Source organism: Bradyrhizobium sp. CCGUVB23 (assembly GCF_024199885.1).
Taxonomy (GTDB): domain Bacteria; phylum Pseudomonadota; class Alphaproteobacteria; order Rhizobiales; family Xanthobacteraceae; genus Bradyrhizobium.
Map to the genome: position 1 here is coordinate 10087257 of NZ_JANADQ010000001.1, position 25927 is coordinate 10113183.

General features: G+C 62.1%; 22 protein-coding genes. 11 read left to right on the forward strand and 11 right to left on the reverse strand.

Annotated features, from left to right (window positions below; all coding sequences use genetic code 11):
- The first annotated feature begins 30 nt into the window (after positions 1-30).
- Together NLN62_RS47480 and NLN62_RS47485 are read left to right on the forward strand one after the other, a co-directional pair.
- Complete coding sequence (locus NLN62_RS47480) at positions 31-591, forward strand: thiamine pyrophosphate-binding protein (RefSeq protein WP_027521208.1); 561 nt, start codon at positions 31-33, stop codon at positions 589-591.
- Positions 592-599: 8 nt separating this feature from the next.
- Positions 600-1202, forward strand: a complete 603-nt coding sequence (locus tag NLN62_RS47485; RefSeq protein WP_254113249.1) for a thiamine pyrophosphate-dependent enzyme — start codon at positions 600-602, stop codon at positions 1200-1202.
- Positions 1203-1260: 58 nt separating this feature from the next.
- On the opposite strand, the gene NLN62_RS47490 is transcribed toward NLN62_RS47485, so the two are convergent.
- From NLN62_RS47490 to NLN62_RS47520, 7 genes are all read right to left on the reverse strand, one after another.
- Positions 1261-1647 (reverse strand): DUF1236 domain-containing protein, encoded by a 387-nt coding sequence (locus tag NLN62_RS47490; protein ID WP_254113250.1) that lies wholly within the window; start codon positions 1645-1647, stop codon positions 1261-1263.
- Positions 1648-1765: 118 nt separating this feature from the next.
- Positions 1766-2653, reverse strand: coding sequence for a 2-hydroxy-3-oxopropionate reductase (locus tag NLN62_RS47495; RefSeq protein WP_254113251.1), 888 nt, complete (start codon positions 2651-2653; stop codon positions 1766-1768).
- 217 nt (positions 2654-2870) lie between these two features.
- Positions 2871-3656 carry a hydroxypyruvate isomerase gene (gene hyi, locus NLN62_RS47500; protein ID WP_027521212.1) on the reverse strand — a complete coding sequence of 262 codons (786 nt, stop codon included), beginning with the start codon at positions 3654-3656 and terminating at the stop codon, positions 2871-2873.
- A 13-nt stretch (positions 3657-3669) separates the two neighbouring features.
- Complete coding sequence (gcl, locus tag NLN62_RS47505; protein ID WP_254113252.1) at positions 3670-5460, reverse strand: glyoxylate carboligase; 1791 nt, start codon at positions 5458-5460, stop codon at positions 3670-3672.
- A gap of 152 nt (positions 5461-5612) precedes the next feature.
- Positions 5613-7415, reverse strand: a complete 1803-nt coding sequence (locus tag NLN62_RS47510) for an adenine deaminase (RefSeq protein ID WP_254113253.1) — start codon at positions 7413-7415, stop codon at positions 5613-5615.
- Between the two features lie 115 nt (positions 7416-7530).
- Positions 7531-8382, reverse strand: a complete 852-nt coding sequence (locus NLN62_RS47515) for an IclR family transcriptional regulator (RefSeq protein ID WP_027521215.1) — start codon at positions 8380-8382, stop codon at positions 7531-7533.
- A gap of 172 nt (positions 8383-8554) precedes the next feature.
- On the reverse strand, positions 8555-10684 hold the full coding sequence (locus NLN62_RS47520; RefSeq protein WP_254113254.1) for an acetate--CoA ligase family protein: 2130 nt from the start codon (positions 10682-10684) through the stop codon (positions 8555-8557).
- A gap of 338 nt (positions 10685-11022) precedes the next feature.
- On the opposite strand from NLN62_RS47520, the gene NLN62_RS47525 reads away from it, so the two are divergent.
- The 3 genes from NLN62_RS47525 (at position 11023) to frc (ending at position 14866) form a co-directional block, all read left to right on the forward strand.
- Positions 11023-11718, forward strand: a complete 696-nt coding sequence (locus NLN62_RS47525; RefSeq protein WP_051389613.1) for a GntR family transcriptional regulator — start codon at positions 11023-11025, stop codon at positions 11716-11718.
- A gap of 73 nt (positions 11719-11791) precedes the next feature.
- On the forward strand, positions 11792-13525 hold the full coding sequence (oxc, locus tag NLN62_RS47530) for an oxalyl-CoA decarboxylase (protein ID WP_254113255.1): 1734 nt from the start codon (positions 11792-11794) through the stop codon (positions 13523-13525).
- A gap of 63 nt (positions 13526-13588) precedes the next feature.
- Positions 13589-14866 carry a formyl-CoA transferase gene (frc, locus tag NLN62_RS47535; protein WP_027521219.1) on the forward strand — a complete coding sequence of 426 codons (1278 nt, stop codon included), beginning with the start codon at positions 13589-13591 and terminating at the stop codon, positions 14864-14866.
- Positions 14867-15161: 295 nt separating this feature from the next.
- Here frc and NLN62_RS47540 read toward each other — a convergent pair whose 3' ends face one another.
- From NLN62_RS47540 to NLN62_RS47555, 4 genes are all read right to left on the reverse strand, one after another.
- Positions 15162-15872, reverse strand: coding sequence for an alpha/beta fold hydrolase (locus tag NLN62_RS47540; protein WP_051389614.1), 711 nt, complete (start codon positions 15870-15872; stop codon positions 15162-15164).
- A 538-nt stretch (positions 15873-16410) separates the two neighbouring features.
- Positions 16411-16998, reverse strand: coding sequence for a septal ring lytic transglycosylase RlpA family protein (locus NLN62_RS47545; protein ID WP_254113256.1), 588 nt, complete (start codon positions 16996-16998; stop codon positions 16411-16413).
- 382 nt (positions 16999-17380) lie between these two features.
- Positions 17381-18241 (reverse strand): ABC transporter substrate-binding protein, encoded by an 861-nt coding sequence (locus tag NLN62_RS47550; protein WP_254113257.1) that lies wholly within the window; start codon positions 18239-18241, stop codon positions 17381-17383.
- Positions 18242-18616: 375 nt separating this feature from the next.
- Complete coding sequence (locus NLN62_RS47555; protein WP_027521221.1) at positions 18617-19297, reverse strand: response regulator transcription factor; 681 nt, start codon at positions 19295-19297, stop codon at positions 18617-18619.
- Positions 19298-19658: 361 nt separating this feature from the next.
- Here NLN62_RS47555 and NLN62_RS47560 point away from each other — a divergent pair, with 361 nt between their 5' ends.
- The 6 genes from NLN62_RS47560 (at position 19659) to NLN62_RS47585 (ending at position 25706) form a co-directional block, all read left to right on the forward strand.
- Positions 19659-20627, forward strand: a complete 969-nt coding sequence (locus tag NLN62_RS47560) for a GAF domain-containing protein (RefSeq protein ID WP_254113258.1) — start codon at positions 19659-19661, stop codon at positions 20625-20627.
- A 137-nt stretch (positions 20628-20764) separates the two neighbouring features.
- The gene (gene adh / locus NLN62_RS47565; protein ID WP_027521223.1) at positions 20765-22282 is read left to right on the forward strand and encodes an aldehyde dehydrogenase; all 1518 of its coding nucleotides are present in this window, start codon (positions 20765-20767) and stop codon (positions 22280-22282) included.
- A gap of 71 nt (positions 22283-22353) precedes the next feature.
- Positions 22354-22713, forward strand: coding sequence for a DUF779 domain-containing protein (locus NLN62_RS47570; protein ID WP_027521224.1), 360 nt, complete (start codon positions 22354-22356; stop codon positions 22711-22713).
- A 40-nt stretch (positions 22714-22753) separates the two neighbouring features.
- A complete protein-coding gene (gene acs, locus NLN62_RS47575; RefSeq protein WP_035661143.1) occupies positions 22754-24703 on the forward strand; it encodes an acetate--CoA ligase in 1950 nt (649 codons plus the stop codon).
- A 28-nt stretch (positions 24704-24731) separates the two neighbouring features.
- A complete protein-coding gene (locus tag NLN62_RS47580) occupies positions 24732-25319 on the forward strand; it encodes an adenylate kinase (protein ID WP_027521226.1) in 588 nt (195 codons plus the stop codon).
- A 48-nt stretch (positions 25320-25367) separates the two neighbouring features.
- A complete protein-coding gene (locus NLN62_RS47585) occupies positions 25368-25706 on the forward strand; it encodes a hypothetical protein (protein WP_198031692.1) in 339 nt (112 codons plus the stop codon).
- The last annotated feature ends 221 nt before the right edge of the window (positions 25707-25927 follow it).

Below are 25927 nucleotides of genomic sequence, written 5' to 3' on the forward strand. Positions count from 1 at the left end.
CCAAAAAGATGTCGCGGAAGGGAGGACGAGATGACGATCGTGGAGCAGCAGACCCCGCCCCAGATGTCTCCCACCGAACCAAGCTGGCACAGTATCGTGCTGCAAACCCTGAAGCGGAACGAGGTCAGCCTGGTGCCTTACGTGCCCGATCGGGTGCTGACGCCGCTGATCAAGGCCCTGCACGCCGACCCCTTCTTCACGACCTTTGCGACCGCGCGCGAGGAGGAAGCCGTCGGCATCGTCTCCGGCGCCTGGATGGGCGGACGACGGGGCGCCGTACTGATGCAGACCTCGGGCTTTGCGACGCTGGCCAATGTGCTGGCCTCGCTCGCGGTGCCCTATCAGATCCCGCTGATCATGTTCGTGTCCGAGCGCGGCACGCTCGGCGAGTTCAACTACGGCCAGGCGCTGGTCTGCCGCACCATGCGCCCGGTTCTGGACTCGCTCGCGCTCGAGCATCACACCATTACCCGGCTCGACGAGCTCGAGTTCATCGCCGACCGCTCGATCAAGCAGGCCGTCACCACACAGGCGCCGGTCGCGCTGATCCTTAATCCGCTGCTCACCGGCGGCAAGGTTTTTGACAAGTGAGCGCCGCGATGAACAGCAGCACCAGCAACACCAAGGTGATGAACCGCTTCGACGTCACCTCGCGCCTGATCGCAAAGCTCAAGAACGAGGAGGCCGTGATAGGCGGCATCGGCAACACCAATTTCGATCTCTGGGCCGCCGGGCACCGCCCGCAAAACTTCTACATGCTGGGCAGCATGGGACTCGCTTTCCCGATCGCGCTCGGGGTCGCGCTGGCGCAGCCCGACCGCCGCGTCATTGCTCTGGAGGGCGACGGCTCGCTGTTGATGCAGCTCGGCGCCCTGTCGACGATCGCGACCTTGAGGCCGAAGAATCTCACCATGATCGTGATGGACAACGGCATCTACCAGATCACCGGTGCGCAGCCGACGCCGGCCGCAGGCGTGGCCGATGTCGTGGCAATCGCGACCGGTTCGGGTCTCGCCAACAGCGCCTGGGCCGCGGACGAGGAGGATTTCGAGCGGCTGGTCGAGGGTTCGCTGACGGCCACGGAACCGAGCCTCATTGCGGTGCGCATCGACGACAAGCCCGGCGTCGGCACCACGCGCCGCGATCCCGTACAAATCCGCGAGCGCTTCATGCACGGCCTCGGCGTACGGCAGCCACTCTGAATACGTGCAGGCCCCGCGAAACAATCTCCCGCGGGGCCTCAGCTTCTGGTTACGCTGATCAGTCGATGATCCTGATGACCTTGCGGGTCCGCGGCTCGACGATGACGCGGCGATCGTTGACGACCGCATAGTCGTATTCCCTGTAATTCGGCACCGGGTGCAACACCACGGTCGGCGGCAGCGGCTCACCGACCACCACGCGCTCATGCACCACGACGGACGGCTCGGAGCGAGGCACCGCACCGATCACCGCGTTCGGAATTTCGAGGCCGGCGCCAACGGCCGCGCCGACGGTGCCGCCCACCATCGCGCCCACCGGACCACCAATCTCGCCCCCGGCCCGCGCGCCGTTCGCGGCGCCCTCGGCTGTGGTCGACTGGGCAAAGGCTGCGCTGGACGCCAGCAGCGAAGCGGCAGCCAACGAAATCGCAAGACGGGTCTTCATGTCCTCTCTCCAGATTGTTTGTTCGTGCACGATCAACCGCTGGGTCCCGGTGATAGTTCCGGGTTCCCAAGCGGCGGCAACGAGCCTCAATCCGAAGGAGTGTTACTGCGTAACAGTTTTACGCAGTGGCGATCTCGTGACCCGCCATCAACTCGAGTGCACGCACCATCGCCGAATGATCCCACGCCTTGCCACCGTGCGCGGTGCAGGCCGAGAACAATTGCTGCGCCACTGCCGTGCTCGGCAGCGAGAGCCCGAGCGCTCGCGCGCCATCGAGTGCGAGGTTGAGATCCTTTTGGTGCAGCTCGATACGGAAGCCCGGATCGAAATTGCGCTTCACCATGCGCTCGCCATGAACCTCGAGGATCCGCGACGAGGCGAAGCCGCCCATCAGCGCCTGCCGCACCAGCGCAGGATCGGCGCCGGCCTTCGAGGCGAACAGCAGGGCCTCGCTCACCGCCTCGATCGTCAGCGCGACGATGATCTGGTTCGCGACCTTCGTGGTCTGGCCGTCGCCATTGGCGCCGACGCGGGTGACGTTCTTGCCCATCTTGTCGAAGACGCTCTTCATGGTGTTGAAGGCGCGCTCCGGACCGCCGATCATGATGGTGAGGCTCGCCGCCTTGGCGCCGACCTCGCCGCCCGACACCGGCGCGTCGAGATAATCGGCGCCGAGCGCCTCGATCCTTTTGGCAAACTCCTTCGTTGCCAGCGGCGAGATCGAGCTCATGTCGACCACAATCTTGCCCTTGGAGATGCCGCCCGCGACGCCGTCCTTGCCGAACAGCACGGCCTCCACATGCGGCGTATCCGGCACCATGATGATGACGGCATCCGCCTCCTCCGCGACCTCCTTCGCCGATTTGCAGGCGACGCCGCCAGCGGCGATCAGCTCCGGCGCAATCGGTGCGACGTCGTGCAGGAAGAGACGATGGCCCGCCGCAAGGAGATGGCCGGCCATCGGCCGTCCCATGGTGCCAAGTCCGATAAAGCCGATGTCGATCATGGTGTGACTTTCTCTCAGTTGCGTTTGCGAAATTTCATCCGCGCGCTCGGTGCACCTCTCCCGCCTGCGGGAGAGGTCGGCGCGCAGCGCCGGGTGAGGGCTCTTTCCGTGTTGAGATTCCTTCCGCACATCTCAACGAATCTTATCGTGGAGACACCCTCACCCCAGCCCTCTCCCGCAAGCGGGAGAGGGAGCGCATCGTCGCTGTGGCTACGTTCTAGGTCTCGAAAGTTTGCGCCGCGTGCCAGGAAAGGCCTTCCAGCGTCGTGGTGCGCGGCTTGTATTCGCAGCCGATCCAGCCGCGAAAGCCGATCGCGTCGAGATGGCGGAACAGGAAGGGATAGTTGATCTCGCCCGTGCCCGGCTCGTGGCGGCCGGGATTGTCGGCAAGCTGGATATGCGAGATGCGGTCGAGATATTTCTGCATGGTGCGGGCGAGGTCGCCCTCCATGATCTGCATGTGATAGATGTCGTACTGGATGAACAGGTTGCCCGAACGCACCTCGGAGATGAGCTGCACTGCCTGCTCGGTGCCGTTGAGGAAGAAGCCGGGAATGTCGAGAGTGTTGATCGGTTCGATCAGCAGCTCGATATTCTCACGCGCCAACGCCGCGGCAGCGAAACGCAGGTTTCCGACCAGCGTCTCGTTCAACTCGCGCGGATCGGCATCCGCCGGCGCAATGCCGACGAGGCAGTTGAGCCGGTCGCAGTCGAGCGCCTTGGCAAAGTCGATGGCGCGGAACACGCCGTCGCGGAATTCGGCGACGCGATCGGGAAGGATCGCGATGCCGCGTTCGCCGCCCGCCCAATTTCCGGCAGGCAGATTGTGCAGCACCTGGGTTAGTCCGTGAGCCTCGAGCTGCTCGCGCAATAGCGCCTTGTCGAAATCGTAGGGGAAGAGATATTCGACCCCGCTGAAGCCTGCCGCTTTTGCCGCGGCAAAGCGGTCGACAAACGGCATCTCGTTGAAGAGCATGGTGAGATTGGCGGCAAATTTCGGCACGATGCTGTCCTCCCTATTCCGCCGGCTGCAGCACGCCCGGGCGCGTGATCTCGACCTCGTCGAGCGGCAGATCAAGCACTTCCTCGAACTCGACGATATTGTCGATCTCGGTGCCCATCGCGATGTTGGTGACGCGTTCGAGGATGAACTCGACCACCACGGGGACGCGGTGCTTCGCCATCAACTCGCGCGCGGTCGCGAAGGCGGCCTGCGCGTCCTTCGGATCTGTGACGCGGATCGCCTTGCAGCCAAGGCCTTCAGCGACCGCAACGTGGTCGACGCCGTAGACGCCGAGCTCGGGGGCGTTGATGTTCTCGAAGGAGAGCTGGACGTGATAGTCCATATCGAAGCCGCGCTGCGCCTGGCGGATCAGGCCGAGATAGGAATTGTTCACGACGACGTGGATGTAGGGCAAATTGAACTGCGCGCCGACCGCGAGCTCCTCGATCAGGAACTGGAAGTCGTAGTCGCCCGAGAGCGCGACGATGTCGCGATCCGGACATGCTGCCCTCACGCCGAGCGCGGCCGGCAGTGTCCAGCCGAGCGGCCCCGCCTGCCCCGCATTGATCCAGTTGCGCGGCTTGTAGACGCCCAGAAACTGCGCACCGGCGATCTGCGACAGGCCGATGACGGTGACATAGCAGGTGTCGCGGCCAAAAGCCTTGGTCATCTCCTCGTAGACGCGCTGCGGTTTGATCGGCACGTTATCGAAATGGCTCTTGCGCAGCATCGAACGCTTGCGATCGCGGCAGGTCGCGGGCCACGCCTGGCGCTCGCGCAACCTGCCTGTCCGCCGCCACTCCCTGGCGACGGTGACGAACAACTCCAGCGCGGCCTTCGCATCCGAGACGATGCCGAGATCGGGATTGAAGACGCGCCCGATCTGCGTCGGCTCGATGTCGACATGCACGAATTTGCGGCCCTTGGTGTAGGTCTCGATCGAGCCGGTGTGCCGGTTGGCCCAACGATTGCCGATGCCAAGCACGAAGTCGGATTCGAGCATGGTGGCATTGCCGTAGCGATGGCTGGTCTGCAGGCCGACCATGCCGGCCATCAGCACGTGATCGTCGGGGATCGCGCCCCACCCCATCAGCGTCGGGACGACAGGCACGTTCACGGTCTCGGCGAATTCGACGAGCAGGTCGGACGCATCAGCGTTGATGATACCGCCACCCGCCACGATCAGCGGCCGTTCGGCGGCGTTGAGCATCTCCAGTGCCTTCTCAACCTGCTTGCGCGTCGCGATGGGTTTGTAGACCGGCAGCGGTTCATAAGTTTCGTCGTCGAACTCGATCTCGGTGAGCTGCACGTCGAGCGGCATGTCGATCAGCACCGGCCCCGGCCGCCCCGAGCGCATCACGTGAAAGGCCTGGCTGAACACCCGCGGCACCAGCGCGGGCTCGCGCACGGTGACTGCCCATTTGGTCACGGGCTTGGCGATGGATTCGATATCGACCGCCTGAAAGTCCTCCTTGTAGAGCCGCGCGCGTGGCGCCTGCCCAGTGATGCAGAGGATCGGAATGGAATCGGCGATCGCCGAATAGAGCCCGGTGATCATGTCGGTGCCGGCCGGTCCCGACGTGCCGATGCAGACGCCGATATTGCCGGCCTTGGCCCGCGTATAGCCTTCCGCCATGTGTGAGGCGCCCTCGACATGGCGCGCCAGGATGTGGCGGATCGAACCCCGCTTCTTCAGCGCCGAATAAAGCGGATTGATCGCGGCCCCGGGAACGCCGAAGGCGGTCGAGATGCCTTCCTTCTCCAGAATTCGCACGGCTGCATCGACGGCTCGCATCTTCGCCATATCGGACCTCGCTCGGTTGCGTCACTTCGAGCGTGATCATCGATCGCAAGAGGCGCCCTCTCAACGAGATCGATTTTATTTTCCACGATGCGGTAGCCGCAAAAAATCTGCGGCGGTCTCAATCGGTTAGGTCAACAGACGCGTGAAAGCAGCTACTCGAACAAGGGCGCGAGCTCCATCTGCGGCACCAGCACGAGGCCCTTGTCGGTGATGCGAATTTCCGGAATGACCGATAGCGGAATCAAATTGAAGCCCATGTAGGGGATGGTGCAGCCAGCCTCCGTCCATTCTTCCTTCAGGGCCCGCACCTCCTCGGCCACCTCGGGGATCCGCTTGTCCGAGAGCAACCCTGCGATCGGCAGCGGAACCAGCGCCCTCACCTTGCCATCAGCGACTACGCAGACGCCGCCTTGTTGCTGCTTGATGGCTGATATCGCCACCTGCATGTCGGCTTCGTTGGTTCCGGCGACGATGATGTTGTGGCTGTCATGCCCGACGCTGGAGGCCACCGCGCCGCGCTTGAGGCCAAAGTCCTTCAAGAGGCCAAAGGCGACGTTGCCGGCCGATTTACCGTGGCGCTCGACCACCGTCACGAAGCACAGGGCGTGCCGCGCAAACAGCGTCGGCCAATCCTTCGCCGGCTCGATTCTGACCTTCTCGTGGATCAGCGTGATGCCGGGAAGCCCGGTCTTGATCGCATTGACGGTGCAAGCCTTCGCCGGAAGCTCCGGCGTCAGCTTGAGCTGTTCCGGCAGCTTCACGGTCGCGTAAGCCGCCCTTGGATATTGATAGCGCTGCGACAGCGCCTGGTCGAGGAGCTCTGTGATCTTGCCCTTCTCGACGACCAGCTCGCCGCCATACCAGGTGCATTGCGGCTTCAGATTGTCATCCATCAGCACGAGATCGGCGCGGCGGCCGCCGCCGAGGCCGCCGATTTCGCCCTCCATGTTGAAGCGCGTCGCGCCATGCAGCGAGCCCATCGACCAGGCCTGCTCCGGTGACATTCCGGCCTTCACCGCCTCGCGCACCACCCAGTCCAGGCCAAACAGGAAGAGATCGTCGGCGTCGCGGTCATCGGTGCACACCGCCGTGCGCTTGTGGGAGGCCCCGAGCTCGGTGATGGTGCGGATCGCCTGCGGTAGCGAGTGCCAGGGCGTGGTCGGAGGCCCGCCGCGCAGGAAGACCCAGACGCCGGCATCAAGGAGATCGTCGGCAATGTCGCGATCAATTGCTTCGTGGGTATCGGTGACGCCGGATGCCGCATACGCCGCAACGAATTCGCGGCCATAGACATGACCGGACACCGGACGCCCGCGCTTGAGCGCGGCGGCCAGAATCGCATGGCTGCGCTCGTCGCCCATTGTCACCGGCACGAAATCCATCTTCTCGCCGAGCGCCACCGCTTCCGGCCAGCGGTCGAACAGGCCGGCGATCTTGTCGGGGGTGAGATCGCCGCCCGCAGTTTCCAATTCGGCTGATGTTGCCGGCACCGTCGAGGGTACCGTCAGGAAGATCGACAGCGGCGCCTCGCGCGCGTCCTGAAGCATCGCCTCGACACCGGCGACATCCATGACATTGCCGATCTCATGGCTGTCGCAGAAGATCGTGGTGGTGCCATTGAGCAGCGCCGCTTCCGCATAGGCGCAGGCCGTCACCATCGAGGATTCGATGTGGATATGCGGATCGACGAGGCCCGGCGCGACGATGCCGCCGGCAGCGTCATAGACGGCCACGCCGCTCCAGGCCTTCTTGGCCGTGCCCGCCGGCTTCACCGCCGCGATCCGGCCGCCCGTGATCCAGACCTCGCGGTCCGGGTGGACGCGCTCCGAATAGGTCGACAGCACCCGCGCCCCCGTGATGATGAGGTCAGGCGCAACGCGCCCGGAGGCGACGTCGGCAAGGCGGCGGGTCATGCTGTGCAGAGGCGCGACGGCAAAGCGGGTCAGTTTGGTCATCAGGACTCTCGCGGGGCGTGGTTGGCCAAGCGATGGTTGCGCCCTCGGCCAGAAGGGGCAACTCAAATAAAACGGCACCGCTGCTTACGCGTTGGGCACGCTGCCGGCCAACCGTTCAGGCCTTCTCCGCAGCCGCGGGCACAACGCCGCCCAGCGCCGCGGTGAGTTCCGCTGCCACCTCCCGGACCACGCGGCCGATCTCGGGCAGCCGGCCGTCGGTGATACGGCTGGTCATGCCGGAGACAGAGATCGCGGCGAGTGGCTCGGCGAGCGCATTGTAGACCACAGCGGCTACGCATCTGAGGCCAATCTGCGCCTCCTCATCGTCCACCGCAAAACCTTGCTCGCGGATCGTCGCAAGTTCCTTGAAAAGATCGCTCGGCCGCACGATTGACTTCTCCGTCAAGCGGGGCATGCCGTGATGCCGGATGACCGCGCCGACATCCTCGTCCGAATAGGTCGCCAGCACCGCTTTGCCGACGCCTGAGGTCACCATCGCGACGCGGCCGCCGACCTTGGTCAGCGAGCGCATGATCTCGCGGCTCTCCATGCGAGTCAGCACGATGATGAATTCGTCGTCGACGACGGCGAGGTTGGCGGTCTCGCGGGTGAGATCGCGTAGCTTGCGAAGGTAGGGAATGGCCTGCGCCGTGAAATTGCGCCGCCGCGCGAAGCTGGCACCGACGGTAAAACTGCGCACGCCGACGTGCCATTTGGATTCGGCGCGATCGAACTGCACGAAGCGGCGGCTTTCCAGCGTCGCGAGCAGGCGGTGCACGGTCGAGGCCGACAGCCCGGTGCGGACGGCGAGATCGCTCAGGCGATAGCCTTCGTCGTCCTCGGCCAGCGTTTCGATGATCGACAGCGCGCGGTCGACGGATTGCACGCCGCCGTCGCGCGCTTCGTTATCCGCCTCTCCCGGCGGTCTTGGCTCGAGCGATTTGCGCCGGATGACGTTCTTGCTCATCGCGACCTGCCGCCTCTTGGTTCGTCATTCCGGGATGGTCCGAAGGACCAGACCCGGAATCTCGAGATTCCGGGCTCGATGCTTGGCATCGCCCCGGAATGACGCACGTCACTTGCGCTTAGTCAGAATGCCGCTCCGGAAACTTCCGAAGCGGCATCTCTTGTTCCTCAGCTCAGAGCAGCCCTGCTCCGCGCGCCCACTTGTACTTGGCGCCGAGGACCTCGACCGGCAGCTCGGTCGAATAGGCGTAGGCCGGGATGCCGTGCTGGTAGAGATATTCGGCAGCTTCCTCGACCTCGACGTCGCCGGCGAGCGAGGCGACCATGGGCTTCACAAAACCCTTGGCCTCCATCTCCTTCTTCACCTCGACCATGTTGCGGGCGAACACCATCGGCGGGGTGACGATCGTGTGCCAGTAGCCGAGGATCAGCGCGTGGATACGATCGTCGGAGAGGCCGAGCTTCACCGTATTCACGTAGGTGATCGGCGGCTCGCCGCCGGTGATATCCACAGGATTTCCGGCTGCGCCAAACGGCGGGATGAACTTGCGGAAGGCCGCGTCGAGATCCGGCGGCATCGACATCAGCGACAGGCCGTTGTCGACACACGAATCGGACAGCAGCACGCCAGAGCCACCGGCACCGGTGATGATCAGCACGTTCTCGCCCTTCGGCGTCGGCAGCACCGGCACGCCACGGGCGAATTCGAGCAGCTGACGCAGGGAGCGTGCGCGGATCACGCCGGACTGCTTGAACACATCCTCATAGATCCTGTCGTTGCCGGCGAGCGCACCGGTGTGCGAGGACGCCGCCTTCGCGCCGGCCGAGGTGCGGCCGGCCTTGAGCACGACGACCGGCTTCTTCTTGGAGACGCGTTTTGCCGCTTCCGCAAAGGCGCGACCGTCCTTGAGGTCTTCGCAGTGCTGCGCGATCAGGTTGGTGTTCGAATCCTGCTCGAAGAAGGCGAGCAGATCATCCTCGTCGATATCGGACTTGTTGCCGAGGCCGACGATCGCCGACACACCCATCTTCGCCGAACGCGAGAAGCCGATGATGGCCATGCCGATGCCGCCCGACTGCGACGACAGCGCCGCATGGCCCTTCACGTCATAGGCCGTGCAGAAGGTCGCGCAGAGATTGGCAGGCGTATAGTAGAAGCCGTAGATGTTCGGCCCCATCAGGCGGATGTCGTACTTCTTGCCGACCTCGACGATCTCGGCCTGGAGCTCGGGCGCGCCGGCCTCCGCAAAGCCGGAGGGAATCAGTACCGCACCCGGGATCTTCTTCTCGCCGCACTCGGTCAAAGCGCCCGCGACGAACTTCGCGGGGATCGCGAAAACCGCAACATCGACCACGCCCGGCACGTCCTTGACGCTCTTGTAGGCCTTGTAGCCGAGGATCTCGGAGGCCTTGGGATGGATTGGAATGATCTCACCCTTGTAGCCGCCGTTGATGAGGTTTTTCATCACGGAGTTGCCGATCTTGCCGTCCTCGGCCGAGGCGCCGATCACGGCGACAGCCTTCGGCTGCATGATGCGGTTCATTGCCGCGACGATCTCTTCGGTCGGGCGCGGCTTCGGCTTGGGCTTGTAGGCGAAGTCGACGACGATGCGCACGTCGGCGGCAGTCGCGTCCTTCGGCGTCGCAAACACCGGGTTGAGGTCGAGCTCGACGATCTCGGGGAAGTCCGTGACGAGCTGCGAGACCTTGACGATGACGTCGGCAAGGGCGTTGCGGTTCACCGGCTCGCCGCCGCGAACGCCCTTCAAAATCTCATGCGCCTGGATGCCGTCGAGCATCGACAGCGCATCCTCCTTGGTCGCGGGCGCGAGGCGGAAGGTGATGTCCTTCAGGACTTCGACCAGCACGCCGCCGAGGCCGAAGGCGACCAGCTTGCCGAAGGAACCGTCCGTGATCGAGCCGACGATGACCTCAGTGCCGCCGGCCAGCATCTGCTGCACCTGGATGCCTTCGATCTTGGCGTCAGCCTTGTACTTCTTGGCGTTGGAGAGAATGGTCTCGTAGGCCTTCTCGGCATCCTCAGCCGTCTTGAGGCCGACGATGACGCCGCCGGCCTCGGTCTTGTGGAGAATGTCGGGCGAGACGATCTTCATCACGACCGGGAAACCCATGGAGGTCGCCATCTTGCCGGCCTCGCCCGCCGACTTCGCAACCCCTTCCTTCGGCACCGGAATGCCGTAGGCATCGCAGACGAGCTTGCCTTCGGGGGCCGTCAGGCTGGTGCGGTTGTCGGCCTTGACCTGGTCAAGCACCCTACGGACGGCATCTTTGGAATTCGACATGTGGTTTCTCCCTTGACCTCAGATCTTGCTTTGCAAGGCGCGTATTGCGGCCGCCCATGATGCTTGCCATTCGCCGCGCCTTGTTCCATGGGGCGGAACGGAGGGGCCGAAAGCCCGAGTTTACTCCGCCGGCTTGGATCAAAAATGGCTGGCGATGGCATTTGGTATGCCAGAAGCCAACTTGTCAAGGCGGGTCATGAGGCCGAAGGCCGCAAAAAATAGGCAGCTTGACATTCTGGCATGTGGTATGCCAAAAACATTTCGGTAAATATTCCTGTAAAAGACGACTCCCCCTGAGGAGGAGAATCGTCGTGAAGCAAATCAAGGCATCGCCCAACATGGCCGAGGCAGATCTCGCAATCGTCCGTATTGCCCCGGAGAGCAGCTTCAAGAACAAGGCGTATGACGCCTTGAAGGAAGCGATCCTCAAGATGGACATCTATTCGACGCCCGAGCCGGTGATGCTCGACGAGCGCGCGCTGTCCGAACGCCTGGGCGTGAGCCGGACGCCGATCCGCGAAGCGATCGCGATGCTTGAGCAGGACGGCTTCGTGAAGACCGTGCCGCGCCGGGGCATCATGGTGGTGCGCAGGACCAAGAGCGAGATCGTCGACATGATCCGCGCCTGGGCGGCGCTCGAGAGCATGGCGGCGCGCTTGATCACCACCACTGCGCGCAAGAAGGACATTTCGGCGCTGCGCGATTATTTCAAGGACTTCGGAAAGGACCGCCTGCCCGAGGATCACATCGAGGAATATTCGCGCGCCAACATCGCCTTTCACCAGGCGCTGATCTCGCTGTCGGAATCGCCGATCCTCGTCGACCTCACCAACGATCTGCTCTTGCACGTGCGCGGCTACCGGCAACTGACGATCGGACGGAAGGATCGCACCGCGACCTCGCTGCCCGAGCATCTCGGCATCATCGAAGCGCTGGAAGCGCGCGACACCGAGCTCGCCGAAAAGCGCGCCCGCGATCACACCCTCGGCCTTGCCGCTTACGTCGAAGCGCATGGCCAGGAACTCTTTACATAGCAACTTCACCAGAAGGGCGAACCATTCGCCCCCAAAGCCTAAACGGCACCTTGAGACCAGGGAGACAAGGCCCATGCTGAATACCGCGACCAAGTCCGAAGCACCGGGCACCGAGCAGGAATTGACGGATGGTTTTCATCTCGTCATCGACGCGCTCAAGCTGAACGGCATCAACACCATTTATAATGTGCCGGGCATCCCGATCACGGATTTGGGCCGCATGGCGCAGGCCGCCGGCATTCGCGTGATCTCCTTCCGTCACGAGCAGAACGCCGGCTACGCGGCGGGCATCGCAGGTTTCCTCACCAAGAAGCCCGGCGTCTGCCTCACCGTTTCGGCCCCCGGCTTCCTCAACGGCCTTACCGCGCTGGCCCACGCCACCACCAACTGCTACCCGATGATCCTGATCTCGGGCTCCTCCGAGCGCGAGATCGTCGACCTCCAGCAGGGCGACTATGAGGAGATGGATCAGCTCGCGGTCGCAAAGCCGCTGTGTAAAGCGGCCTATCGCGTGCTGCACGCCCAGGACATCGGCATTGGTCTGGCGCGCGCGATCCGCGCCGCGGTCTCGGGTCGTCCCGGCGGCGTCTATCTCGATTTGCCGGCAAAGCTGTTCGGCCAGGTGATGAACGCCGATGCCGGCCAGAAGTCGCTCGTGAAGGTGATCGATGCTGCGCCCGCGCAGATCCCCTCGCCTGCTTCAGTGAAGCGCGCACTTGATGTTTTGAAGAGCGCAAAGCGCCCGCTTATCATCCTCGGCAAGGGCGCGGCCTACGCGCAGGCCGACGAAGAGATCAAGAGCTTCGTCGAGAAGAGCGGTGTGCCCTTCCTGCCGATGAGCATGGCCAAGGGCCTTCTCCCCGACACGCATCCGCAGTGCGCCGGCGCCGCCCGCTCGACCGTGCTGAAAGAGTCCGACGTCGTTCTGCTGATCGGCGCGCGGCTCAACTGGCTGCTCTCGCACGGCAAGGGCAAGAGCTGGGGCGAAGCGCCCAAGAAATTCATCCAGGTCGACATCGAGCCGAAGGAGATGGACTCCAACGTCGAGATCGTCGCGCCCGTCGTCGGCGACATCGGCTCCGTCGTCTCCGCCTTCAACCAGGCGATGGGCGCGGGCTGGACCGCCCCGCCGGCCGAATGGACCAAGGCTGTTTCGACCAAGCGTGAAGAGAACGTCGCCAAGATGGCGCCGAAGCTCATGAACAACAAGTCGCCGATGGACTATCACGGTGCGCTCGGCGTGCTGAAGAACGTCATCAAGGAGCATCCCGACGCGATCCTCGTCAACGAAGGCGCCAACACGCTCGACCTCGCCCGCGGCGTCATCGACATGTACAAGCCGCGCAAGCGTCTCGACGTCGGCACCTGGGGCGTGATGGGCATCGGCATGGGCCAGGCGATTGCGGCTGCGCTCGAGACCGGCAACCCCGTGCTCGCGGTGGAAGGCGACAGCGCCTTCGGCTTCTCCGGCATGGAGGTCGAGACCATCTGTCGCTACAATTTGCCGATCTGCGTCGTCATCTTCAACAATGACGGCATCTATCGCGGCACCGACGTCAACAGCGCCAACTCGGATCCCGCGACCACCGTGTTCGTCAAGGGCGCGCGCTACGACAAGATGATGGAAGCCTTCGGCGGCGTCGGCGTGAACGCCACCTCGCCGGACGAATTGAAGCGCGCCGTCAACGAGGCGATCAAGTCAGGCAAGCCGACGCTGATCAACGCGGTGATCGATCCGGCCGCGGGCTCGGAGAGCGGCCGCATCGGCAATCTCAATCCACAGAGCGTTCTGCAGAAGAAGAAGTAAGTCCTCCCCTTCAACCCATTATCCCTGCGGGTGCAGGGGCAGACAGAGTACGGAGCAAATACGATGACCAAGGCGCTCACGGGCGTTCGCATTCTCGACTTCACCCACGTCCAGTCGGGGCCGACCTGCACGCAATTGCTGGCATGGTTCGGCGCCGACGTGATCAAGGTGGAGCGTCCCGGTGTCGGCGACATCACCCGCGGCCAGCTGCAGGACATCCCGAACGTGGACAGCCTGTATTTCACCATGCTGAACCACAACAAGCGCTCGATCACGCTCGACACCAAGAACCCCAAGGGCAAGGAGGTTCTCACCGAGCTGATCAGGAAGTGCGATGTGCTGGTCGAGAACTTCGGCCCCGGCGTGCTCGACCGCATGGGCTTCCCCTGGGAGAAGATCCAGGCGATCAACCCCAAGATGATCGTCGCCTCGATCAAGGGCTTTGGTCCCGGGCCGTACGAGGACTGCAAGGTCTATGAGAACGTCGCGCAGTGCACCGGCGGCGCCGCCTCCACCACCGGCTTCCGCGATGGCCTGCCGCTTGTCACCGGCGCGCAGATCGGCGACACCGGCACCGGCCTGCACCTCGCAATCGGAATCCTGGCCGCGCTCTACCAGCGCACCGCGACCGGCAAGGGTCAGAAGGTCACCGCCGCGATGCAGGACGGCGTGCTCAACCTCGCCCGCGTCAAGCTGCGCGACCAGCAGCGCCTCGCCCATGGTCCGCTGAAGGAATACAGCCAGTTCGGCGAAGGCATTCCGTTCGGCGATGCCGTGCCGCGCGCCGGTAACGACTCCGGCGGCGGCCAGCCCGGCCGCATCCTGAAGTGCAAGGGCTGGGAGACCGATCCCAACGCCTACATCTACTTCATCACCCAGGCCCAGGTCTGGGAGAAGATCTGCGACGTGATCGGCGAGCCGACCTGGAAGACCGATCCGAACTACGCAAAGCCCCCGGCCCGCCTGCCGCGGCTCAACGAGATTTTCGCCCGCATCGAGCAGTGGACGATGACGAAGACGAAGTTCGAGGCGATGGAGATCCTCAACAAGGACGACATCCCCTGCGGTCCGATCCTGTCGATGAAGGAAATCGCCGAGGACCAGTCGCTGCGCGCGACCGGCACCGTGGTCGAAGTCGACCACCCCACCCGCGGCAAGTACATCTCGGTCGGCAACCCGATCAAGCTGTCGGACTCACCGAGCGACGTGCAGCGCTCCCCGCTGCTCGGCGAGCACACCGACGAGATCCTGCGTTCCGTGCTCGGCTTCTCGGATCACCAGGTCGCCGACATCCACAAGTCCGGCGCGCTCGATCCGCCGCAGAGGCAGGCCGCGGAGTAAGCGGGACTACTTCGACCCGAGACGAAAGGGCCGCCTGTTCAGGCGGCCTTTTTTTTCGTGCCCTCTCTCTCGCTCGCGCGGCTTCCGCCAAAATCTGAAAAACAACCCCATGCAAAGTAGCCGAGGACCACTCGCACGCACGAACAGTACGGATTTTACGAACTCGTTTGACACGTCGGGCAAATCAGTGGCGAAAGTCGAGCATCGCAGAGTCTCCCCCGCCTGACGTCCGCTATCATCCCGACATCCGCGCAAGCGCGGACATCGCTCTGGTCCTGGTTGTGCCGGAAGCCGATCAAGGGATCGCTCCAAGGGTGCGCGCGATTACAGCAATGGCATTCGCGGTTTCGGCAGGACGGAGAGTTGGGTCGAGGTGCGTCCCTTCCGAATTGATAACTGGCCAACCGCGGCCGCGCGCCTCTACCGTTGCGTGGTCGTAGAGCTTAGACGCTTGGATGAACCCGGCGGGAATGTGATCCCATCTGGCAAGGTCGACAGTCTCGTCGAACCAACTGATATTCATCTTCGGCAGACCGCTTTCGAACCGAGCGAACGCGTTGCGATCGCTTTTCAAGATGTCGATGCCAACCAGCGATGCGCGGTGTCCGTCACCGTCGAACCATTTTGACCACACCGGGAGGGATCCATCCGCTCTCGCAAGATTTTGAATGAAAGCGCGCAGAGCTGGCCTAACCGGATATGCCGCGCCTTCTATCGGCGGGATGTCACCATCGACGATGACCACGGCCTTCGTCGGCAACTTGGTCGCCAGATCGGCGGCTAGAGCGCTGGCTGAGCTGTGGCCAATCAACACCAGCCCATTTGCAGGAGCAATTTGATTGACAAGACTGCGGCTCCACGCGCTCCATGCCGGAGGAGAGACATGATGCGCTAGAATATCCGGGACTTGTACGCGCCATCCTGAGTCACGCAGCTTTTCGGCCGTAGGCTCCCAGCTCGAGGCCCGAACCAACGGGCCTGCTATAAGGACGACATCTGTATTCAAGTTTCCCCCGTGACCGAACGTGCATCTATAGCGGACACAAGCAGACATTGCTATGAAGTCTGCAACCAAGCGGCACCGTTTCAGCAGTTCCGGCCGGACAATCCGCCGCCGGCGCTCCCGACATAACCCAGCAACAAAAGTTGAGATGACGTCTCAAATCGGTGACGTCTCGTTCGTCCTCGGGGCATGAATGGGTAACGGACGTCCGCGCCGGACCAACCAATTCACGAAGATAACAATCATGCCCAGCATTGTACACCTGCACCGCGTCCTGACGACCAGCCCCGAGAAAGTCCATCGCGCCTTCCTCTAGTCCACCTCGCGCGTGGCCTCGCCCAGGCGCCGAGCCGAGCGATCGTCGGCGATCCAGTGGCAAACCCGGATGATCGCAGAGTCCACCTGATGTCCGCTATCATCCCGACACCAGCGCAAGCGCGGACCTTGCTTTGATGCGATGTTGCGCCACGTGCCGGCGTGAACGGAGTTCCCCCAGCCACGTCGGCTGAAGGCAGGAGGCGACATTCGGTCAGGCTCTTCTCTACATTTCAGAACTGTTGGCAACGCAAGTTGCGCCGGCCGGCGCCTTGCCGCCAGAGGCGTCATCGCCGCAAAGATCAGCGGCGAGAAGACCGTCGACGACCGGTCCGGGGATCCAATAGTCCCCTGCAAGCGGCCTGACACTTACGCCAGCAATTACGCCGAGCTGCAGGCTCGGATCGAAGTAGCGCATCGTCCGCTCGTTCAGGTCGATGATGCGGCCGGGCGTTAGTGGTCCCACGTCATTTATTTTGACGATTGCTTTTTTACCTACCGCCTCAACGAGGGCATATTTCGGCCTCGCGCCAAATTGGACCCCACCGAATTTCTGACGCAAACTCGTCTTGATGGCAGCCGCCCAGACGGAGGGATCATAGCGCTCGCCGGAGGCTGTGTTCGGACCGCCCTCCCGCCATCCGGGCCGGAACAGATTGTACATGGATGCTGCGCCAATGATCGCATCCCCAGAAGCGGCATTGACGACGGCACTTGAATGAACTGCACCGATTTCACTTCGAGCAACGGTAACAGACATGGCAAGCGCAACTACGGCGCCGCAAATTGCGGCGCTCGAGTGGAACACCATCATAACTCCTCGACTGATTTTTTTCGATTGTTCGGTTCCCGATGCCGCAAAAACACGGTCACGCGAAACGCGGAGGCGTTAAACGAGCTCGTGCCAATTTTTTGCGGATTCGTGCCAATCCTGGCGACGGAACCGTTGTGGGAACCAGGGTGGTTCTCACGCAGTGTTTTGCATCTCTCCGACTAAGACAGAGATTGCGTCAGCAGCATGACTGATTGGAGCTTCTTTGACAGTACGTGAGTAGGAGCAAGCGTTGGGATCAAAAGCGGCTCTGAAAGCGAGCGTGGACCCATGTCCGATGGACGTTTGAAATCCGACCTGACAATGCGCGTCAGCCTGTTCGGCTCGGGCTACTTCCGGACTCATGCATCGCAACAAGGAAGTTCTATTGGATCACCCCGGCGGCGCGAGCGAGCAGCTCAGGAGCTGGCGCAATGCCAAGCGCTTTCGCAGTTTTGAGATTGATGACTAACTCGTATTTCGTCGGCGCCTGCACCGGAAGGTCGGCCGGTCTTTCACCTTTGAGGACACGATCGACGTACCCAGCCGAGCGTCGGACTATGTCGGCAGTATTCGGTCCATAGGAGATCAGTGCCCCTTCCGCAGCGAACTGCCGGAAGCCGTATATCGCAGGAAGTCGCCGTCGTTCCGTCAATGTAATGACCGCCCGGCGGTGATTGTTGATGAATGCGTCCGGTGCGACGATCAGAGCGCCGCCAGGCTCGCGTGCGAGCGCCGTGATGGCTGCCTCGACCTCCGCCTCGTCGTGCACAGGAGATGCGGAGAGCTCGAGGGCGAGCGATGTGCGGGCCGCTTCGAGTTCGCGTAGGAATGCCGGGTAAAAAGGCGTCGTGTCGGGATTGAAGATGAGCGCTACATGTCTGACCCCGGGAGCAATTTCCTTAATCATCTCCATCCATTTCCCAATCAATAGGAAATCGATGAAGGTGAAGCCGGTGATGTTGCCGCCCGGCCGCGACAGGCTGGTCACGAAACCCTGTCCGACCGGATCGTTGACGAGGTTGAATACGATCGGAATGGTGCTGGTCGCCTCTTTCAATGCTGCGGTGATTGGCGTCCCGCTTCCGACGATGACGTCCGGCGCCGAATGCACCAGCTCCGTCGCGTAGGCTCGGATCCGGCCCAGATCTCCGCCGGTATATCGATGCTCAATTCGAATATTGCGATTCTCGATCCACCCGAGCGCCTCGAGCCCCTCCCGAAACGCAATGACGCGGGTCAGCACTTCGCTATCATTCTCGAGGTACGGATGGAGGAACGCAACGCGACGCATGCCCGTCGCCTGCTGCGTGCACGAGGCCAACGGCCAGCCAGCGGCCGCACCTACTAAAAGTGCAATGAACTTGCGTCGTCGCATTCGTCGCCCTTCAGGTCGAGCGACACGGTCTAGCATATGCTTCGAGCTCCAAGTGTAATGTGCGTCACAGCAAATATTCGCACTGATGTCGCAGATGGGTCAAAACGCGAGACACTCAATGCGAGCAACTCTAGTCCGCAATGCTCCAATATTTAGACCTCGACCGCTTTGCTTCACGAAGCGATCTCAATTCCTGGCCTGCTTGGCTCTGTGGCTCACGTCCCCTGAGCCTTGGTGGCTTGCTCACACGCTCTCCTGGACCCGCATGCCGGGGCTGTCCCCGGCGAGGTTCGCGAAGTCGATCTTTGACATCTCGACGATGGCTTTGGTGCGATTCGCAATGTCCAATTTGCGAAGGATCTCCGACACGTGCACCTTGACGGTCGTTTCGCATATACGCAGTTCGTATGCGATCTGCTTGTTCTGCAAGCCGCGGTGGATCAACTCGAGGACCCGCAATTGTTGCGGGGTCAGATCGTGCAGGCGCTTCAGGAACTCCTCGAGCGAATCCTTGGATCGATCTGGCTCCGCATTGTGCCGGTAGCAGTTTGGGAGATAAATCGAACCTCGCAGCACTTCGCCGATCGCGCGTACGAGTTCTTTCTTCGAAGTGGACTTGTGGATGTAACCTGATACGCCGAGAAAGAGCGCGCTTGCCACGATCAGCGAATCCTTGTGGCACGAAATGACGACGATTGGACTCCCCGGGAAGGCTTTACGGAGACGTAGAAGACCGGACAATCCTGTCGTTCCGGGTAAGGACAGGTCGAAAAGCGTAAGCTCAATTCCGCCACAAGACAGCACATCGAGCGCTTCGTCGATCGTTGCCGCCTCTATGATCTCAGCATCGGCTACGGCCTGGCGAATGCTATTGCCCACCGCCTCCCGAAACAGTGGATGATCGTCCACGACGAGAACTCTCATGTGCGTTGATCCTGCAAAGGCAGGACAAAATGCCGGCTGTGTGCAGTTCGGTTTTGATCTAGCTCAATTCGGTGTCGCAACGCCGCCGCGCGCAAAGAGCATCCGAGCCCTGGAGCTGTGCAGCAAGAAGGTCCTGTCGCCCAAGAAAGCGCATCCGGCTTGCGATACATCAAGTCAATCGCAGTTGGGTCGGCTAAGTGCATTCTCGTACCGAGTGGCCCGTGATCTGGCGTGAAATGCGCTGATCGACCCAGGTCTTCTGGGACAGGTCTGGCGCCGCAGGGCCTCGATAAGCTGGTTTTGCAGATTGATGGAGTGAACGGGCGACGAGTCCGACAGGTGAGAATCCTCGGAGAAGCAAATGCCGGCAGATGGAACTGGCCACCACGCAGATCGGGTCCACTCCGCGATCTCGTCGAATGGTGCTGCGAAATCCGCGCTGATTGCTTCATGGCAAAGGTCGGCATGTTTCCATAAGCTTGATCCGGACGAACGAACCCCGCCGAAGAGACTAACCGATTCCGAACTAAGGAAGGTCAGGCAAGAAATCGAGCCGCTCATCCACGTCGCGCAGCCAAGCCTCGACAGGCTCCACACTGCGGTTGGAGGGACAGGTTGCTGTGTGCTGCTTGCAGATCGGAGCGGCGTTCCCGTCGAGCGGCGCGGCGCGCCTGGCGACGACCCAACGTTTCTGGATTGGGGACTATGGCCTGGTGCAGTCTGGAGCGAAGACAGCGAGGGTACGAACGGCATCGGCACCTGTCTCGTCGAGCATCGCGCACTGACGATCCATCGTGACCAACATTTCTATTCGCGCAATGCTCGATTGAGCTGCACGACTGCCCCGCTTTACGACCATGAGGGGCATCTGGTGGGGGCACTCGATGTGTCGTCATGCAGGGCGGATTTCATCGAATGCTACGTCAATCTTCTCGCGGCGGCGGTGATCGACGCCGCAGCGCGGATTGAGGCCGAATGCTTCCGTTTGGACTATTCTCGAGCGCGGATCCAGATCGTTCCGGTCCCCGACAAGATGGGGAAAGCCTTCATCGCCGTGGACGAAGACGATCTTGTCGTGGGGGCTAGCCGCGTGGCCCGCCAGGCGCTTGGCCTCTCCCACGCCTGTCTGCAGAATCCACTGCCCGCAGCGGAGATTCTGGGTATGTCAAAGCGGCTGTCCGAAGACCTTGCGACGGCCGAGCGTCGGGTGCTGCAACGCGCGCTGACGCGGGCGGAGGGCAATGTCAAAGCCGCAGCTGAAGCGCTTGGCGTAAGCCGGGCTACACTTTACCGAAAGCTGCGGCGATCGGGCCTTCGCCCCGCCCGTTGACTCTTTGCCCTCTCGAATGTCTCAGTCTTGAGACATATGGGATGGCAATCCGTTCCAGGGGGCTGGCACGACGATCCAATATCGACAAGCCTCTCCTCAAGCGCCGCATCAAGCGTCGCAGTTTGAGGAGGACGACCATGAACAAGGTGGAGTTTTCACGGACCGCGAAAGTTCCCTTTGAAACGCGCTACGGCAACTTCATTGGCGGCAAATGGGCCGAGCCGCGCTCCGGTAAGTATTTCGAAAACAGGTCGCCGGTGAATGGCCAATTGCTTTGCGAGATCGCCCGCTCAAATGAGCAGGATGTGGAAGCCGCGCTCGATGCCGCCCACGCTGCCAAGGATGCTTGGGGACGGACCAGCGCCGCGGAACGCGCGATCATTCTCAACAAGATCGCCGACCGTATGGAAGAAAATCTCGACCTCCTCGCTTTGGCGGAAACCTGGGACAACGGCAAGCCAATCCGCGAAACGACGGCGGCCGATCTGCCGCTCGCGATCGATCATTTCCGCTACTTCGCCGGTGCCATTCGCGGACAGGAAGGCAGCATTGCCGAGATCGATCATGATACGGTTGCCTACCATTTCCACGAACCGCTTGGGGTCGTCGGCCAGATCATCCCCTGGAACTTCCCGCTTCTGATGGCCTGCTGGAAGCTCGCGCCCGCCATCGCCGCTGGCAACTGCGTGGTGCTCAAGCCTGCCGAGCAGACGCCCGCTTCGATCCTGGTCTGGATCGGATTGGTCGGCGACCTGTTGCCGCCCGGCGTCCTCAACATCGTCAACGGCTTTGGCCTCGAGGCCGGCAAGCCTCTCGCCTCCAGCCCCCGCATCTCCAAGATCGCCTTCACCGGCGAGACCACGACGGGCCGGCTGATCATGCAATACGCCGCCCAGAACCTGATCCCGGTGACACTGGAGCTTGGCGGCAAGTCGCCCAACATCTTCTTCAAGGATGTAACCGCCGAGGACGACGACTTCTTCGACAAGGCGATCGAAGGCTTTGTGATGTTTGCCCTCAACCAGGGCGAGGTTTGCACCTGCCCGAGCCGGGCGCTCATCCATGAAGGAATCTACGACAAGTTCATGGAGCGTGCGCTGAGGCGTGTCGAGGCGATCGTTCAGGGTGACCCGCTCGACCCGGCCACGATGATCGGCGCGCAGGCGTCGAGCGAACAGCTCGAAAAGATCCTTTCCTATATCGACATCGGCCGCCAGGAGGGCGCAACGGTCCTGACGGGCGGCTCGCGCAACGAACTGCCGGGCGATCTGGCCCGCGGCTATTATGTCAAGCCGACCGTGTTCAAGGGCCACAACAAGATGCGGATCTTCCAGGAGGAGATTTTCGGACCGGTGGTGTCGGTGACGACCTTCAAGGACGACGAGGAGGCATTGTCGATCGCCAACGACACGCTCTATGGCCTCGGCGCCGGCATCTGGAGTCGTGATGCGAACCGGCTCTATCGCTTCGGTCGCGCGATTCAGGCCGGGCGCGTCTGGACCAACTGCTATCACGCCTACCCCGCACATGCGGCATTCGGCGGCTACAAGCAGTCCGGTATCGGTCGCGAAACCCACAAGATGATGCTGGATCACTATCAGCAGACGAAGAACATGCTGGTGAGTTACAGCCCCAAGAAGCTGGGCTTCTTCTGAGTTCTCCCAGACTTGCCGGCGCGGTCGTAGTCGTCCGCGTCGGTCATTTTTTCAGCCTCAGGGAGTGGTCTTTGGAGGACAAGGTTTCCGCAACGCCCGCAGCGCTCCAGCTGCTCGATGAAATCGTCAGGGAGCACGGCCCTGTCCTGTTTCATCAGTCGGGAGGTTGCTGCGATGGATCCTCGCCGATGTGTTATCCCCGGAACGAATTCATCATCGGGGACACCGACGTTTTGCTCGGACATATCGGTGGGGCACCTGTCTATATCAGCGCCCCGCAGTTCGAGGCGTGGAAGCATACCGACCTCATCATCGACGTCGTTCCCGGTCGGGGCGGAATGTTCTCCCTCGATAACGGCCGCGAGAAGCGGTTTCTGACGCGTTCGCGCGTGTGTTCGGCGAGCCGTAGTGCGGCACCATCATCATCGTGAGCCTGAGTGGCGCCCCTTCGGGGCGGAGTGGAGAGATTGCATGAGCGCATTACCGAGCCCGGAAGAACTAAGCTACGGAGTACCGGAAATTTGGGCGAAGCGGGCTCATGTGGACGCGGCAAAGTACCGTGAGATGTACGCCGTCTCGATTTCTGCTCCGGATCAATTCTGGGGATATCACGGGAGTCGGATCAACTGGATCACCCCCTTCACGAAGGTGAAGAATACCAGCTTCGATCCCGGCAAGGTCTCCATCAAGTGGTTCGAGGACGGTACCACCAACGTATCGATGAATTGCATCGACCGGCACCTTGCCGCGCGCGCCGACCAGATCGCGATCATCTGGGAGGGGGACGACCCGAACGAGTCGAAGCTCATCACGTACAAGGAGCTGCACGAACACGTCTGCCGTCTCGCCAATGTACTGAAGCGCAACGGCGTGGCGAAAGGCGATACGGTCACGATATACCTGCCCATGATTCCGGAAGCTGCCTTCGCCATGCTGGCCTGTGCCCGGATCGGCGCGATTCATTCCATCGTGTTTGGAGGTTTCTCGCCGGATGCGCTTGCCGGACGGATTGAAGGATGCCGCTCGAAAATCGTCATAACGGCAGACGAAGGTCTGCGCGGCGGACGAAAAGTTCCATTGAAGGCCAACGCCGATGCGGCGGTCGCGAAGTCGTCCAACATCGTTCAGACGATGATTGTGGTCAAACGTACCGGCAGCAAGGTCGATTGGGTCGATGGCCGTGATGTCTGGTATGAAGATGAGATGGCAAAGGCGTCGGCCGCATGCGAGCCGGCCGAAATGAACGCCGAGGATCCCCTGTTCATCCTCTACACGTCGGGATCCACCGGTGCGCCCAAAGGGGTGGTCCACACGACGGGCGGATATCTCGTCTACGCATCGATGACGCATCAATACGTGTTCGACTACCACGACGGCGACGTCTACTGGTGCACGGCGGATGTCGGTTGGGTCACGGGCCACAGCTACATCGTCTACGGCCCGCTGGCCAATGGCGCGACTACCCTGATGTTCGAGGGCGTCCCCAACTACCCGTCGACGTCGCGGTTTTGGGAGGTCATCGACAAATACAAGGTCAACATCTTCTATACCGCGCCGACAGCCATCCGCTCCCTGATGGCGGCTGGTGAAGAACCGGTCAAACGGACCAGCCGCGCCTCGCTGCGCCTGCTCGGATCCGTCGGTGAGCCGATCAATCCTGAAGCGTGGGAGTGGTATCACCGCGTGGTGGGCGAGCAGCGTTGCCCGATCGTCGACACCTGGTGGCAGACCGAGACTGGCGGCATCATGATTACGCCGCTTCCCGGCGCAACCGCCCTGAAGCCCGGTTCGGCCGCGTCGCCGTTCTTTGGAATCGGACCGGAAGTCGTGGATGCCGCTGGCACGGTGCTGGAGGGGGCCTGCGAAGGAAACCTCGTCATTGCCGATTCATGGCCCGGCCAGATGCGTACCGTTTACGGCGATCACGAACGCTTCATGCAGACCTACTTCTCGACCTATCCGGGCAAGTATTTCACCGGAGATGGATGCCGGCGCGACAGCGATGGCTACTACTGGATCACCGGCCGGGTCGACGACGTCATCAACGTCTCAGGCCATCGCATGGGGACAGCCGAAGTGGAAAGCGCGTTGGTTGCTCACAAGGATGTCTCCGAAGCTGCCGTGGTCGGCTTTCCCCACGCCATCAAGGGACAGGGTATCTATGCCTACGTGACCCTGATGGCTGACAGCGAGCCCTCGCCGACGCTGCGCCAGGAACTGATCGCCTGGGTTCGCAAGGAAATCGGCCCGATCGCCGCCCCCGACATCATCCAGTTCGCGCCGGGGCTGCCAAAGACGCGCTCCGGAAAGATCATGCGGCGAATCCTGCGCAAGATCGCGGAGAACGAGTTTGGTGCGCTTGGCGATACGTCGACGCTGGCCGATCCCTCGGTGGTCCAGGATCTGATCAAGAATCGCTAGAACCAATTAACGCAGAGGAGCTTGGCCGATGAGACTGGTTCTGTTGGGCGCACCGGGCGCGGGTAAGGGCACGCAGGCCTCAAGAATCGCGAAACGCTTCGGTGTTCCGCAGTTGTCGACCGGGGACATGCTGCGTGAAGCGGCAACCGCGGGGACTTCGCTTGGCTTGCGCGCCCGGCACATCATGGACCGTGGGGAGCTTGTGCCGGATGAGGTCGTCATTGCGGTCGTTGCGGATCGAATTGACCACGCGGACGCCGCGAACGGGTTCGTGCTCGACGGCTTTCCCCGGACCGTGCCACAGGCCGAGGCCCTCGATCGGGAACTGGCGGCCAGAGGAATCGGACTCGACGCAGTTCTTGAACTCGAGGTCAACGAGGACGTGCTCCTCGTGCGCATCAAGGGTCGTGCCGCGGAAGCGGCAAGTCAAGGCCAGTCCGCGCGCAGCGACGATAATCCGGAGACCTTCAGGACGCGGCTGAAGGCATATCGTGCTCAAACCGCTCCCGTTGCCGAATACTATCGGTCGCGGGGACTCCTCGCAGCCGTCGACGGCTTGCAGCCGATTGACGCCGTGACCGAAGAATTGACGAAGGCCCTATCAGCGTTCACCTGATTTGGAGATAGTCAGATCCCACCGCAACAAGAAACCCGGTGCGGGATAGTGTCCGATTATCGGCAACAAGGGGTATTCATGCTTGGACCATGGCTCACGATCACATTGCTCGCGCTGGAATCGAGCGAGGTCATTGGCCTACGTGTCTCAAAGCTTGCTAATGGCGGTACCGACGCGCAGCATGAGGCTTATCTCATGGTTGGCGAAAAGATTGACGCTGTCGTTGATGTTGGCGTCAGGCTTTTGTGCGGAGCGACTGCCGTCAACGTGATCAATCGGTTTCGGGAGAAGGTGGCGGCAAATGCCAGGCGTCTTTCAAATGAGCGTCTGGCTGCGTCCGGTCACGGGCATGACGTAGCAGGGAGCGGCCTCTTGGCGTCGCGCTGAAGGTTGGCCTGGACCGAATGATCAGCCACTGCGATTATCTCACCGCGAGAAGGATCATGGAAAACAGCTTTACGGGTCCTCGCGAGATAGCTCAGTTGAATATTGAGCACTACAGCAGGCTCTTGCAGACCCCACTGGACGAAAGAACGCGCGGGACCGTCGAGCGGCTCCTTGCGGAGGAAAAATCCAAGCTGGCGAACCTCCCCAAGGCAAAGGCAACA

Coding starts and splice junctions, on each gene's coding strand:
- NLN62_RS47480 (WP_027521208.1), top strand. CDS start 31: ATGACGATCGTGGAGCAGCAGACCCCGCCCCAGATGTCTCCCACCGAA.
- NLN62_RS47485 (WP_254113249.1), top strand. CDS start 600: ATGAACAGCAGCACCAGCAACACCAAGGTGATGAACCGCTTCGACGTC.
- NLN62_RS47490 (WP_254113250.1), bottom strand. CDS start 1,647: ATGAAGACCCGTCTTGCGATTTCGTTGGCTGCCGCTTCGCTGCTGGCG.
- NLN62_RS47495 (WP_254113251.1), bottom strand. CDS start 2,653: ATGATCGACATCGGCTTTATCGGACTTGGCACCATGGGACGGCCGATG.
- gcl (WP_254113252.1), bottom strand. CDS start 5,460: ATGGCGAAGATGCGAGCCGTCGATGCAGCCGTGCGAATTCTGGAGAAG.
- NLN62_RS47510 (WP_254113253.1), bottom strand. CDS start 7,415: ATGACCAAACTGACCCGCTTTGCCGTCGCGCCTCTGCACAGCATGACC.
- NLN62_RS47515 (WP_027521215.1), bottom strand. CDS start 8,382: ATGAGCAAGAACGTCATCCGGCGCAAATCGCTCGAGCCAAGACCGCCG.
- NLN62_RS47520 (WP_254113254.1), bottom strand. CDS start 10,684: ATGTCGAATTCCAAAGATGCCGTCCGTAGGGTGCTTGACCAGGTCAAG.
- NLN62_RS47525 (WP_051389613.1), top strand. CDS start 11,023: ATGGCCGAGGCAGATCTCGCAATCGTCCGTATTGCCCCGGAGAGCAGC.
- oxc (WP_254113255.1), top strand. CDS start 11,792: ATGCTGAATACCGCGACCAAGTCCGAAGCACCGGGCACCGAGCAGGAA.
- frc (WP_027521219.1), top strand. CDS start 13,589: ATGACCAAGGCGCTCACGGGCGTTCGCATTCTCGACTTCACCCACGTC.
- NLN62_RS47545 (WP_254113256.1), bottom strand. CDS start 16,998: ATGATGGTGTTCCACTCGAGCGCCGCAATTTGCGGCGCCGTAGTTGCG.
- NLN62_RS47555 (WP_027521221.1), bottom strand. CDS start 19,297: ATGAGAGTTCTCGTCGTGGACGATCATCCACTGTTTCGGGAGGCGGTG.
- NLN62_RS47560 (WP_254113258.1), top strand. CDS start 19,659: ATGCCGGCAGATGGAACTGGCCACCACGCAGATCGGGTCCACTCCGCG.
- adh (WP_027521223.1), top strand. CDS start 20,765: ATGAACAAGGTGGAGTTTTCACGGACCGCGAAAGTTCCCTTTGAAACG.
- acs (WP_035661143.1), top strand. CDS start 22,754: ATGAGCGCATTACCGAGCCCGGAAGAACTAAGCTACGGAGTACCGGAA.
- NLN62_RS47580 (WP_027521226.1), top strand. CDS start 24,732: ATGAGACTGGTTCTGTTGGGCGCACCGGGCGCGGGTAAGGGCACGCAG.